The sequence below is a fragment of the Natroniella sulfidigena genome (assembly GCF_023223645.1).
Lineage (GTDB): Bacteria > Bacillota > Halanaerobiia > Halobacteroidales > Halobacteroidaceae > Natroniella > Natroniella sulfidigena.
In genome coordinates, this window is the sequence record NZ_JALKBY010000002.1 from 168,087 (window position 1) to 181,224 (window position 13,138).

Genomic DNA, 13,138 nt, shown 5'->3' on the forward strand with positions numbered 1-13,138 from the left:
TTACTCCTTCTCCTTTTTACTTATAGTATACCATACTTTAATCATTTAATAATTAGTTACAATTAAAAAACCCTAGCCTCACTAGACTAGGGTAGATTATGCCTTTTAAAATAATATTAAATCTCTTCTTTATTAAACTACACCATGAACCACAAGAAGGCTAACAATTACAGCACCCCACCAGCCTGTAACAGAAATTACTCCACTAACAGCAGAAATCATCTCATATCTTTTGATTTCTGCCGTTCTTTCTGTCCACTTTGGAGCAAGTTTAGCAAAGCGAGGGCCAGCATAATAAGTTATAAAGATCCCATTTAAAAATACAGCTAATACAAAGAAAAATTTAAGCTGAAAATAAAAGTTTTCACTTAACCATGGTCTAGATAAGATTAAAGGAATCCCTGTCAAGCTCAAGAGGATAAAACCTAACGAAATCTGACCTGAGAAAATTGGAAATACTTTTGCTAGTGACTTACCCAGTTCGGGCTTAAAATGAAATACTAGTAATAAAAAATCAATACTGGCCACACCACCTACAGCAATTATAAAACCTACTATATGTAATATACGCATTAAGGTATCTTCTCCAAAAAAGATGGAATGAATAAAACCTAGCTCCATTTAATTCAGCTCCTTTATCTCACGTATTGCAGCTATTATAAGAATTATACTTCCCACAATAATAATCATAGCTAAAATAACAAATGGCTGTCTAAACAGTCTTGCTGGCTCTTCTAGCATTACTGCAGCCTTAGCCATATCCTTAGGGTTTTCATGTATATCCCAAATTGACACTTCATTATTTCTGACTTCCTCATAACCTGCATGATCTTCACTTGTTAACCAACTCCAAGTAACCTGCCCTGGATAAATAACAGGAATCTCGTATTCTTCAATCTGATTCCAATCAGGCTGGTCACCTTCAATATATGTCGCTTCAATATCAGCATCAGCGCCAAGCCTCAATTCATATGGATAAGAGATATAATGCCATCTACTCCCACTAGAATTCTTAAATAGACCAAGAGCTATTGTATATTCTTTGCCTTCTTCAAAAGCTTTATCATCTATATAACCTGTATCAAGTTCCCTTCTCATTTCTACAGTATATTGATCATCTTCCCAAGTACTATCTCCATCTATTACTGCTCGACTACCTTCAGGTTCTTGTAAGGGTCTGCGAGGTATAGCTGCCCCTTCAAACATTTGCTCTTCATCAAGAGGAATCATAAAATCTTCATGGAGATAATAAATTTCATCCATATCATACTCTCCCTTTTTCAACTTTTCAAAATCTAATGCTGCAAAACCTACTTCATCTGGATCAAACATATATTTCGGGCCAGTCTCTTCATCCCAAGGGTTATTAGTAAATGCACCTTGACCATCATCTCCATGGCGATAGTCCAAAACATATCCATCATCCACAGTACCAATAGGATTACCACGATGAGCACGCCATTGCCACAAATCAACAAAAATCCCCTTATCTAAAAGATCATCCAATTTTTCTTGCGAAAGAGCTTCATCCCAAACTCCTTCCCACCATTGATCACCCTTTCGAGATTGTGGGATAAACTTTCTAACATCATTCCTATCCAAATTCTCCCCTAAATGTTCGTCTTCTTGCACACTGGCTGAAGAAACTTCTGTATCTAGAGCACGCAATCCATCATGAACAGTCAACCAACCACCAAAATTATCAAACCCTTTTACACTACCATCATCAATCATTACAGTCATTCTATCTTCATATAAGCCATATTTATCTGGGCCAACCGGTGGAGCACCATAACGAACCCATTCCCCATCTTGATATACTAAATAATCATGAAACCATCCTCGATGTTTCGAATCCCAATTATAACGAAAAAATATATCTTCATCATTATAAGCAACTTGCATGCGAACTGTTGTCTTTAATTCATCCGGTATGTAGCGGTTATCAGCTTGAGCAAAGCCTTGAAAAAGACCTATACTCAAAAGAATTAACAATGGTATACCGATAAATTTACTGCCTTTAAACTTCATTATCTCCCTCCTATGTAATGATAAAATTTGTAATTAAACCTCCTACTAGTTTAAAGTCATTGTGTAGAACTTCATTTATAATAAGGTTTACAATTTATTAAGTCTTATCTTATTTATTTCCTTAATTAATTTCTTTATACATCTCATTGAAACTATAGTGATTTATTTCACAATAAACATATAAAGATAAGAGGATTGCAAAAATTGCTAATCCTCTTATCTAAAATATTCTTATTTAAATATCGACTCTATTTAAGAAATTAACTTCTTACTCACTTTTACCATAAGCTGTTCGAGCAGTCATACGATCAATAGTCGGTACTAAAAGGTTCATAATCAAAATAGCAAATACAACTCCTCCAACACCAACCCACAGCTCTTGAGCAAAGAAAGCTATTCTAAACAAAGCAATTAAAGCTCCAATTCCAATCCCAAAGATAATTCCACCCTTATCTGTAATAGGGCTAGTAACCCAATCTGTAGCCATAAAAGTAGCTCCAAAAAATAGACCCCCAGATAAAATATGATAGATTGGATTCTGTCCAAATAAAGCTGCTAATACAAAGACTGTACTAATAGCTGCTACAGGAATATATAATTTAATATGACCTTTGTAAACTAGATAAAGGAGGCCTAAAATAACAGCTAACACAGAAGTCTCCCCTAATGAGCCTCCTTCATTAAGTAAAAATAAATCTATATAATTAGGCATTACTGCTTCTACCTTTTCTCCCATTACCATCAAGGGGGTTGCCTTAGAAAATGCATCTAAAGAACCTATATCATATAAATAAGGTGCAAATGCTTCATCAATTTCTACTAAAAATGGAGCAACATAAACCGAACCCATACGTGCTATTAATAGAAAAACACGACTAGCAGCAGCAGGATTTAAAGGATTATTACCTAATCCCCCCATTAACTCTCTAAAGACTGCAGTAGCAACAAATCCTCCCATAAAATAACTTGGAATAGCCATCCACCATGCTGTTGGAGGTAAAGTAAGAGCCAATATAAGTCCAGTAACCAGAGCAGAACCATCACTAAAGCGAATTTTTTCTCCCTTTTTCTTTCTCACCACAGCTTCACCTAATAAAGCACCTAATACACATGAAACAATTATCATAACAGAATCAAGACCAAAGATAATAAGTGAAGTTAAAGTTACAGGTAATAAAGCAATAATTACATCCTGCATAGCATATGAAACTGAAGTTCCTCGATGCAAATGTGGCCCATCTTCAACTAATAACTCAATTTTCATCATCTCTCACCCGACTTAATATTTTTCCTTTAGTTTTCTTAATCTGCTTGTATAACTTTAACTGAACAGACATCAGAACAGATACTACACAATCTAAAGGATGATAATTCTCAACTTCATTATAATCATTCTTTCAACTAAATCATTTATTTTATTTATGCCCTTGATTAATTTATTTATACATTTAAGGAAAAATATTATATAAATCATTAGATCAAAAAAGGGTTATAGTGATTATTTTCACAATAACTCACAATATGATAAGAGGATTGCAAAAATTGCAATCCTCTTATCTAAAAAATTATTATTTAAATTTTTGTTCTATCTAAGAAGTCAACTGACTCCTTACTCATTTTTACCATAAGCTGTCCGAGCAGTCATACGATCGATAGTCGGCACTAAAAGGTTCATAATCAAGATAGCAAATGCAACTCCTCCAACGCCAACCCATAGTTCTTGAACAAAGAAGAGTATTCTAAATAGAGCGACCAAAGCTCCAATTCCAATTCCAAAAATAATTCTCCCCTTATCAGTAACAGGACTAGTAACCCAATCTGTAGCCATAAAAGCAGCTCCAAAGATTAAACCACCAGATAGAACATGATGAATCGGATTTTGTCCAAATAAAGCTGCTAATACAAAGACTGTACTAACTGCTGCTACAGGAATATGCAATTTAATATGACCTTTATAGACTAGATAAAAAAGACCAATAATAACAGCCAACACAGAAGTCTCTCCTAGTGAACCTCCTTCATTAAGCAAAAATAGATTTAAGGTACTAGGCATTGCTTCTTCTACCTTTCCTCCCATCACCATCAAAGGTGTTGCTTTAGAAAATGCATCTAAAGAACCTATATCATATAAATAAGGTGCAAATGCTTCATTAATCTCTACCAAAGGTTGAGCTACATACACAGAACTCATACGAGCCATTAATAGAAAAATACGACTCGCAACGGCAGGATTCAAAGGGTTGTTACCTAATCCTCCCATTAACTCTCTAAAAACTGCAGTAGCAACAAATCCTCCCATGAAATAACTTGGAATGGCCATCCACCATGCTGTTGGAGGTAAAGTAAGAGCCAATATAAGTCCAGTAACCATAGCAGAGCCATCACTAAAGCGAGCTTCTTCTCCTTTTTTCTTTCTCACCACAGCTTCACCTAATAAAGCACCTAATACACATGAAACAATTATCATAACAGACTCAAAACCAAAAATAACAAGTGAAGTTAAAGTCACAGGTACTAAAGCAATAATTACATCCCACATAGCATCAGAAACTGAAAGTCCTTGATGTAAATGTGGCCCATCTTCAACTAATAACTTAGTTTTCATCATTTTTCACCCCGCTTAATGTTTTTTCGCTGCAATTTCTCCTTTAGCTTTCTTAATCTGTTGCACAACAGGTCGTCTAGCTGGACAAACATAAGAACAAATACCGCATTCCACACAGTCTAAAGGATAATAATTTTCAGTTTCATCATAATCATTCTCTTCAACTAAAGTACTAATTTTATTTGGATAAAGACGCATTGGACAATTTTCTACACAAGCACCACACTTCATACAAGAAATGTAGTCATCATTACCTTTCACCATCTTTTCAGGCAAAGCAATAATTCCACTACTTCCTTTAGTAATAGGAACATTTAAATCGGACTGGGCATTACCAGTCATTGGCCCACCAACAACAACCTTAGTTTTATTCTCAATAAATCCACCACACTCATCAACAATGTGTTGAACTGGAGTTCCTATTTTTACTAACAAGTTAGCTGGTTGTTTAATATTCTGTCCAGTTACAGTTACTACTCTCTCTAGCGAAGGTTTGCCAAAAGCAACTGCCTCGTAAAGAGCAATAGCAGTAGCTACATTTTGAACCAAAGCTCCAACTTCAAAAGGCAAAGCCCCTGACGGCACTTCTTTACCCAATACAGTTGTAATTAAATGTTTTTCAGAACCTTGAGGATATTGAGTTGGTACCGATTGAATTTTAATTCTAGAATCATCAGCCAACCCTTTTAAATTCTTAATAGCATCAGGTTTATTGTCCTCAATTCCAATATAACACTTTTCAGCTCCAACAGCCTTCATTAATAATTTAACTCCAGCAATTAATTCCTCCCCTTGTTCTAACATCATTCGATGGTCACAAGTGAGATAAGGTTCACATTCACAAGCGTTGATCAATACAGTATCAATTGGCTTATCATCAGGTGGGCTTAATTTTACAGAAGTAGGAAAACTTGCTCCTCCCATACCCACAATTCCTGCTTCTCTAGCAGCCTCAACAATCTCTTCTTCACTTACCTCATCTATACTTCTTTCTTGTTCATAGGAAATACTCTCCTGCTCTTGAGCAACCTCAATAACAATACTCTCAACTGAATCACCACTTGCATTTGGTCTTGGTTCAATAGCCTTTACAGTACCTGAAAGACTCGCATGAACAGGTGCACTAACAAACTCAGAACTCTCACCAATCTTTTGACCGGCTTTAACCTCATCTCCAACCTCTACTAAAGGCTCGCAAGGTGCACCAATATGCTGTGACAATGGAATAATAATTTCTTCTGGCATACTAATCTCAGTAATAGGTTCATCTTTAGCTAATTCCTTATTATAAGGTAGATGAATCCCTCCTTGAAAATCACCACGTGTAGCCATTTTTTTACCTCCCCTTTTAATATTGTAGAATTCACTCAACTTGACTAAACTAATTAACCTTCATGATCTATAAAATTGATTCTTGAAACCAAATTGGTTTAAAACTCTATTTTTCTCTACTAACTTGATATCCTAAAATATAATTCAAATGTTGTTTAGCTTCATTCCCTGGTAATTGAGCTAAATGATACTTGGCTCTATCTAAAAACCGCTCTTCTAATTGCTGACTTTTAGCAAGAGCTCCTGTATTCTTTACCAGTTCAGAGATCAAAATAGCATCATCTTCTGTAATAGATTCTTTAGTTAAAATCTCCTTAACCTGTTTGTTACTCTCTTTAGACTCTAACAGATAAACAATAGGAAGGGTATAAATCCCTGCTAACAAATCTTGGCCAACAGCTTTTCCTACTTTTCTCTTTTCTCCAACAAAATCTAAGATATCATCTCGAATTTGAAAAGCCATTCCCATTTCCAAACCTAAATTATATAAATTAGAAAGAGTAGTATTGCGAATGCCACTTTCATATGCACCAACATAAGTGCTAAAAGCAAATAACAAAGCTGTTTTACGTCTAATACGGCGTAAATAACCATTGATAGTTAGATCAGGATCGAATTTACTCTCATACTGATCAACCTCACCCTCACAGATTAACTTCACAGTTTGATTGAATTTTAATGCTGCTTTACGTGACAAATGCTCTAAAAAAAGATTATAAGCTTTAGTTAATAAAAAATCACCAACAAAGACTGCAACATCTTTTCCAAATTTATTTTGAGTTGTTAATTCACCTCGGCGTGTACTTGCTTCATCTATTATATCATCATGAACTAGAGTAGCCATATGAAGCAGTTCCAAACCAGAAGCAATCTTGATCTTCTTTTCAGATTGATCATCACCAAATTCACTAGCCAGGATCATCAAGATCGGCCTTAATCTCTTACCACCAGCTTTAACTAGATCAGTAACTGCTACATTAATTAATTCCTGTCTGGAATTAGCATATTCAATTATAAACTCATCTACTTGATCTATTAAAGCTTTAAATTTACTTTCCGTAGTAACCACAATTTCAACTCCTTTTAATTTCAAAATAATATATATTAATTAATAACTAAACTACAAGCCAATAATTTGATGACAATTTTAATATTATTTGAAATCTAATTATGAAAAAATGGATTCTTTTTACCAACTATTCAGTTATTTTATGCCTTATAGACAGCAATACCTACTCCAACCGTAAGTTTAAAATAACCTACATCTTTAAATCCATCTTCAATTAACATTTCACGTAAGTGCTCCTGATTAGGAAAGGCTTTTAAAGATTCCGTAAGATATAATCTTTTAGCAGTGTAACCATTTCATTATTCCTAAATATTTGACAATAAAACTTTCACAATTGATTTAATTTTATTATCCCAAATATTATAAATAAAACTCTAAAAACCCCTTACAAGATAGCACCATAGTATAGATAAATACCACTAATATAATACCATAAGTACAATAGAGATGTCAATTAATTTTAAAGAAAAGCAAAGTAGTATAAAACATAGTCTACTCAGTATCACAGCATAACTACTAATAGTTAATAATTTGATTATTTTCAACACAAAAATCAAAGACACCCCATTGGGTGCCTGAGCATTAAACAACTACATTTTTTAAACTTCCAACTCTTTCGATCTCAACTACTATTTGATCCCCAACCTCTACCGGGCCAACCCCTGGAGGAGTACCCGTAGCAATCAAATCTCCAGCTTCTAAAGTCATAACCTGAGAGATAAAGCTAACAATCTCTTCCACAGTAAAGATCATCTGCTCTGTATTCGAGTTTTGCTTAACTTCTCCATTCTTTAGTAATTTAATCTCAAGGTTATTCGCTTCAATATCACTGACAATAGCCGGGCCAACAGGAGCAAAAGTATCAAAAGATTTGGCCCGGGTCCATTGCCCATCCTTTGTCTGTAAATCTCTAGCTGTCACATCATTAAAACAGGTATAACCCAAAATATGATCCTTTGCTTCTGCAGCAGAAATACCCTTTGTTTCCTGCTTAATCACAATAGCTAATTCAGCCTCATAATCAACTTGTTGGCCCATCTGAGGATACTCAATCTTATCGCCAGGGCCAATCAAGGCACTGGTCGGTTTTAAGAAGATAACTGGCTCTTTAGGAATTTCCATTCCTAACTCCTGGGCATGATCGAGATAATTTAAACCAACACAGACTATCTTACTCGGCTCACAAGGGACTAGCAATTCAATTTCTGATAACTGATAAGTTTTATCTGTCAAGCTATAATTCCCATAAATATTACCCTGGATTGTTGTTACTTGCTCCTGCTCTATAATTCCATAACTGATCTGATCATCTTTTTTGAATCTAACATACTTCATCATACTCACCTCAATTTTAGAGTTTTAGATAAAAGTAAAGTCAGATACAAGGCTGTATCTGACTGGAACTGGCTTTATAAAATTCAATTGATAATTGATAGTTTAAAGTTGATAGTTAAAACCTTTTAAACCTCTTAGATTTAAGGGGTTGATCTTTAATTGTCAATTGTCAACTGCTATTCTAACTGTCACGTTTTAATTTTATTCCATATTCTATACTATCTACGAGAGCTTGCCAACTGGCTTCGATTATATTGGTGGAAGCACCTACTGTACCCCAGGTTTCTTGACCGTCAGAAGACTCAATCAAGACTCTTACCTTAGCTGCTGTACCATCATTACCATCTAGTACCCTTACCTTATAATCAATCAATTGAATCTCTTCTAGTTCAGGGTAAAATTGAAGTAATGCTTTTCTTAATGCATAGTCTAAAGCATTAACTGGCCCTTCTCCTTCAGCAGCAGTATGGACTCGATGACCATTAACCCTTACCTTAATCGTTGCCTCTGAATTAGGATTGACTTCTTCAGTCTTTTCAGTAATAATCCTAACTCCTTCTAGATCGAATAACTTTTCATAAGCTCCTGTCGCTCGCTCGATTAACAACCTAAAGGAAGCTTCTGCTCCTTCAAAATAATAACCCTGATGCTCTAATTCCTTGATCTGAGCTAAGACTTGACTTAAATCTGTGCCTTCCTCTTCAAGATCAATTCCTAACTCTTTAGCTTTATAAACTAAATTGCTCTTACCAGATAACTCAGAGACTAAGACTTCCCTTTGGTTACCAACCAACTCAGGATTAATATGCTCATAAGTCTTAGGCTCTTTTAAGATAGCACTGACATGAATTCCACCCTTATGAGCAAAAGCACTGGTTCCAACATATGGTTTGTGGCTTGAAGGTGTTAAATTAGCTACTTCATTAATATAACGTGAAGTCTCTGTTAGTTTCCTTAACTGCTCATCAGTTATAAAATCAACTCCATACTTAAGCTTCAAGTTCGGTAATAGTGAAGATAAATTAGCATTACCACACCGTTCTCCAAAACCATTAATCGTCCCTTGAATATGCTCAACCCCAATTTCATAAGCAGCTAATGAATTAGCTACAGCCACTTCTGCATCATTATGAGCATGAATTCCTAGAGGAACATCTACTTTCTCTTTAATAACTGTAATAATATTTATAATTTCAAAAGGCATCCGTCCCCCATTGGTATCGCATAATACTAAAGTATCTGCTCCACCTGCTTGAGCAGCTTTTAAGACTTGTAAAGCATAATCAGAATTGGCTTGATAGCCATCAAAGAAGTGTTCAGCATCAAAGTGAACTTCTAATCCTTCTTCCTTTAAATATCTAACTGAACTTTCAATCATCTCCAAATTCTCTTCTAAAGTGGTCTTTAAAGCTTCAGTCACATGTAAATCCCAAGTTTTACCGAATATCGTAGCCACTTCAACCCCTGAATCCAAGATCGCCTGTAGATTCTGATCATCTTCAGGTTTGATGTTGGCCCGACGAGTACTACCAAAAGCAGTTATTTTAGCTGACTTCAAATCCAACTTTTTGACACTTTTAAAATATTCGATATCCTTAGGGTTAGAACCCGGCCAACCACCTTCAATGTAATCAATCCCTAACTGATCTAATTTTTTAGTAATATTCAACTTATCCTCTGTTGAATAGGAGATTCCTTCCCGTTGAGTTCCATCACGTAAAGTCGTATCATAAATTTGTACCATCTGTCTGTCTCCCCCTATTCTAGAACGCTACAAATATAATCTCCAACTTGATCTGTAGTTAAATTACCACCCATATCTAGAGTAGTTTGATTTTTTGCTAATGATAATTTGATTGCTTGCTCAATCTTATCAGCTTCTTCTGGATGACCTAATACTTCAACCATCATTGCTGCTGCTAATAATGCTGCAATTGGATTGGCTTTATTCTCTCCTGCAATATCTGGAGCAGAACCATGAACAGGTTCAAACATTGAAACACCTTCTGGGTTAATATTACCTGATACAGCAAGACCCATTCCACCTTGAATCTCAGCACCTAAATCAGTAATAATATCCCCAAACATATTACAAGTTACAACTACATCAAAGATTTCTGGATTTCTAACCATCTTCATTGTAATTGCATCAACTAGCATATGATCCTGTTTTACATCAGCAAAGTCTTGACCAACTTCAGCAAAGACTCTCTGCCATAAATCATGTGCATAGGTTAAGACATTGCTCTTATCACATAAGGTTAACTTCTTTTCTTGATCTCTTTTTTGAGCATACTCATAAGCATAACGAGTAACCCGCTCTACACCTTTATAGGTATTGATCATCTGTTGAGTTGCTACCTCATCTTTAGTTCCTTCTTTTAAGAAACCTCCTACTCCAGCATATAGACCTTCTGTATTTTCTCGTACAATCATTAGATCAATATCTTCAGGCCCTTTATCCTTTAATGGAGTAAATTTAGGATCTAACAATTTAATAGGTCTTAAATTAATATACTGATCGAAAGAAAATCTTAAATCTAATAAGATCCCATGCTCTAAAACTCCAGGTTTAACTCGAGGATCACCTACAGCTCCTAAATAAATTGCATCAAATTCTTCTAAGTCTGCTTTAACTTCATCAGTTACCAACTCACCAGTCTCTAGATAATGGTCAGCTCCCAAAGCAAAGTCTTCAAATTCAAACTCTAAGTCACTAATTTGGGCCAACTTCTCTAATACTTTAACCCCTTGCTTAGTTACTTCTGGACCAATCCCATCTCCACCGATAATTGCAATCTTTTGCTTACTCATTGGTTCCATCACCTTCTCTTAATTATTTATTAACTAATAATCACGTAATAATCATTGATATTTATTGCTTTTTCCCTACAAGTCCTGCGGACTTTCCGTGATCGATAAGTGCTATAAAAATCATTTAGCACTTATCCTTTCACCTTTTCCCTTACATAATTTACTAATCCACCTGCATCGATCAACTCCTGCATAAACTCTGGAAAAGCTGCTGCTTGATACTCTTCTTCTTTAGTCAAATTCTTAATCAATCCTGAATCGACATCGACCTCAACTTGGTCCCCTTCTGCAATCCCTGCTACAGCTTCAGGACATTCTAAGATCGGCAAACCAATATTAATTGAATTTCGATAGAAGATTCGAGCAAAAGAGTTGGCAATTACACAAGAAACTCCTGCTGCTTTGATTGCTAATGGAGCATGTTCACGTGAACTTCCACAACCAAAGTTATCCTCTGCTACAATCAAATCTCCATTACTCATCTTATCAACAAAATCTTCATCTATATCTTCCATACAATGTTTTGCTAATTCCTTAGGATCAGATGTATTTAAATACCTCGCTGGAATTATTACATCTGTATCTACATCATCGCCATACTTCCATACTTGACCTTTGATCTCCATATTATAGTACCTCCTTTGGGCCAACAATCTGACCTTTAATCGCAGATGCTGCTGCTACAGCTGGATTAGATAAATAAACTTCACTCTCTGGATGTCCCATTCGCCCGACAAAGTTACGATTAGTAGTAGCTATTGCTCTCTCTCCTTTAGCTAAGATACCCATATGGCCTCCTAAACATGGCCCACAAGTTGGAGTACTGACTGCTGCTCCAGCATCCAAAAAGATATCAATTAATCCCTCATGCATTGCTTGACGATAGATCTCTTGTGTCCCTGGGAAGATAACTAACCGTACATGATCAGCTTTCTTATTTCCTTCTAAGACCTTAGCAGCTATCCTTAAATCCTCTAATCGTCCATTAGTACAAGAACCAATTACAGATTGATCGATCTTAATCTCTCCAACTTCACTGATTCCTCTTGTATTCTCTGGTAAATGAGGAAAAGCTACTTGAGGTTCAATCTCACTGACATCATACTCAATTACCTCAGCATACTCTGCATCTGCATCACTCTTATAGACTGTATAATCTCGTTGTGCTCGATCCTTAACATATTCTAAAGTAGTCTCATCTGGTTCGATCAAACCACACTTTCCTCCAGCCTCAATTGCCATATTAGACATTGTCATTCGATTAGCCATTGAGAAATTCTCAATTACCTCTCCTGTAAACTCCATTGCTTTATATAAAGCTCCATCAACACCGATATCTCCAATAGTATAAAGAATTAAATCTTTACCACTAACCCACTCTTGTAGCTGACCATTATAAACAAATTTAATTGTTTCTGGTACTTTAAACCAAGCTTCACCGGTTGCCATTCCTGCTGCCATATCTGTACTACCAACTCCAGTAGCCAAAGCTCCCAAAGCTCCATAGGTACAAGTATGAGAATCCGCTCCAATTACAATATCACCAGGTAAAGCTAATCCCTTCTCTGGTAGTAAACAGTGTTCAATCCCCATCTCTCCTATCTCAAAATAATTAGTAATCTCTTTATCATGAGCAAACTCTCTAATCATCTTACACTGTTCAGCTGAATTAATATCTTTATTAGGAGCAAAGTGATCAGGTACAATTGCTACTCGATCTTGATCAAAGACTTCCTCAACCCCAATTTTATCAAATTCTTTAATTGCTACTGGTGTTGTTACATCATTACCTAGTACCAAATCTAACTTAGCATTTACTAACTGACCTGGCTTTACTTTATCTTCTCCTGCATGAGCTGCTAATATCTTTTCGACCATCGTCATTCCCATTGTTATTCTCCTCTCTGTATCTTAAATTAAAATCACTACTCAAACAATGTTTTTAATTTTTC

At 35.6% G+C, this 13,138-nt stretch carries 11 protein-coding genes and 1 pseudogene; all 12 read right to left on the reverse strand.

Going from position 1 to position 13,138, the window contains the following annotated elements; translation table 11 throughout:
• Positions 1 to 132 precede the first annotated feature (132 nt).
• The 12 genes and pseudogenes from MWH28_RS02075 to leuC all read right to left on the reverse strand — a co-directional run bounded on the left by MWH28_RS02075 (position 133) and on the right by leuC (position 13,076).
• Complete coding sequence (locus tag MWH28_RS02075; protein WP_248617605.1) at positions 133 to 621, reverse strand: hypothetical protein; 489 nt, start codon at positions 619 to 621, stop codon at positions 133 to 135.
• Positions 622 to 2,031 carry an ethylbenzene dehydrogenase-related protein gene (locus tag MWH28_RS02080; protein ID WP_248617606.1) on the reverse strand — a complete coding sequence of 470 codons (1,410 nt, stop codon included), beginning with the start codon at positions 2,029 to 2,031 and terminating at the stop codon, positions 622 to 624.
• Positions 2,032 to 2,299: 268 nt separating this feature from the next.
• Positions 2,300 to 3,295: an RnfABCDGE type electron transport complex subunit D gene (locus tag MWH28_RS02085; protein WP_248617607.1), complete on the reverse strand. Its 996-nt coding sequence runs from the start codon at positions 3,293 to 3,295 to the stop codon at positions 2,300 to 2,302.
• A gap of 345 nt (positions 3,296 to 3,640) precedes the next feature.
• Positions 3,641 to 4,636 (reverse strand): RnfABCDGE type electron transport complex subunit D, encoded by a 996-nt coding sequence (locus MWH28_RS02090; RefSeq protein WP_248617608.1) that lies wholly within the window; start codon positions 4,634 to 4,636, stop codon positions 3,641 to 3,643.
• Between the two features lie 15 nt (positions 4,637 to 4,651).
• Positions 4,652 to 5,968, reverse strand: coding sequence for an electron transport complex subunit RsxC (gene rsxC / locus MWH28_RS02095; RefSeq protein ID WP_248617609.1), 1,317 nt, complete (start codon positions 5,966 to 5,968; stop codon positions 4,652 to 4,654).
• A gap of 106 nt (positions 5,969 to 6,074) precedes the next feature.
• The gene (locus MWH28_RS02100; RefSeq protein WP_248617610.1) at positions 6,075 to 7,037 is read right to left on the reverse strand and encodes a polyprenyl synthetase family protein; all 963 of its coding nucleotides are present in this window, start codon (positions 7,035 to 7,037) and stop codon (positions 6,075 to 6,077) included.
• A gap of 140 nt (positions 7,038 to 7,177) precedes the next feature.
• Positions 7,178 to 7,297, reverse strand: a pseudogene (locus MWH28_RS13050) (class I SAM-dependent methyltransferase); the annotation flags it as partial.
• Positions 7,298 to 7,619: 322 nt separating this feature from the next.
• Entirely contained in the window at positions 7,620 to 8,372 is a 753-nt protein-coding gene (locus MWH28_RS02105) for a fumarylacetoacetate hydrolase family protein (RefSeq protein WP_248617611.1), read from the reverse strand.
• A 181-nt stretch (positions 8,373 to 8,553) separates the two neighbouring features.
• Entirely contained in the window at positions 8,554 to 10,116 is a 1,563-nt protein-coding gene (gene cimA, locus MWH28_RS02110) for a citramalate synthase (RefSeq protein WP_248617612.1), read from the reverse strand.
• A 14-nt stretch (positions 10,117 to 10,130) separates the two neighbouring features.
• Positions 10,131 to 11,186, reverse strand: coding sequence for a 3-isopropylmalate dehydrogenase (locus MWH28_RS02115; protein WP_248617613.1), 1,056 nt, complete (start codon positions 11,184 to 11,186; stop codon positions 10,131 to 10,133).
• 131 nt (positions 11,187 to 11,317) lie between these two features.
• Positions 11,318 to 11,812, reverse strand: a complete 495-nt coding sequence (leuD, locus tag MWH28_RS02120) for a 3-isopropylmalate dehydratase small subunit (protein ID WP_248617614.1) — start codon at positions 11,810 to 11,812, stop codon at positions 11,318 to 11,320.
• 1 nt (position 11,813) lies between these two features.
• On the reverse strand, positions 11,814 to 13,076 hold the full coding sequence (gene leuC, locus MWH28_RS02125; protein ID WP_248617615.1) for a 3-isopropylmalate dehydratase large subunit: 1,263 nt from the start codon (positions 13,074 to 13,076) through the stop codon (positions 11,814 to 11,816).
• Between the last annotated feature and the right edge of the window lie 62 nt (positions 13,077 to 13,138).

Coding starts and splice junctions, on each gene's coding strand:
- MWH28_RS02075 (WP_248617605.1), bottom strand. CDS start 621: ATGGAGCTAGGTTTTATTCATTCCATCTTTTTTGGAGAAGATACCTTA.
- MWH28_RS02080 (WP_248617606.1), bottom strand. CDS start 2,031: ATGAAGTTTAAAGGCAGTAAATTTATCGGTATACCATTGTTAATTCTT.
- MWH28_RS02085 (WP_248617607.1), bottom strand. CDS start 3,295: ATGAAAATTGAGTTATTAGTTGAAGATGGGCCACATTTGCATCGAGGA.
- MWH28_RS02090 (WP_248617608.1), bottom strand. CDS start 4,636: ATGAAAACTAAGTTATTAGTTGAAGATGGGCCACATTTACATCAAGGA.
- rsxC (WP_248617609.1), bottom strand. CDS start 5,968: ATGGCTACACGTGGTGATTTTCAAGGAGGGATTCATCTACCTTATAAT.
- MWH28_RS02105 (WP_248617611.1), bottom strand. CDS start 8,372: ATGAAGTATGTTAGATTCAAAAAAGATGATCAGATCAGTTATGGAATT.
- cimA (WP_248617612.1), bottom strand. CDS start 10,116: ATGGTACAAATTTATGATACGACTTTACGTGATGGAACTCAACGGGAA.
- MWH28_RS02115 (WP_248617613.1), bottom strand. CDS start 11,186: ATGAGTAAGCAAAAGATTGCAATTATCGGTGGAGATGGGATTGGTCCA.
- leuD (WP_248617614.1), bottom strand. CDS start 11,812: ATGGAGATCAAAGGTCAAGTATGGAAGTATGGCGATGATGTAGATACA.
- leuC (WP_248617615.1), bottom strand. CDS start 13,076: ATGGGAATGACGATGGTCGAAAAGATATTAGCAGCTCATGCAGGAGAA.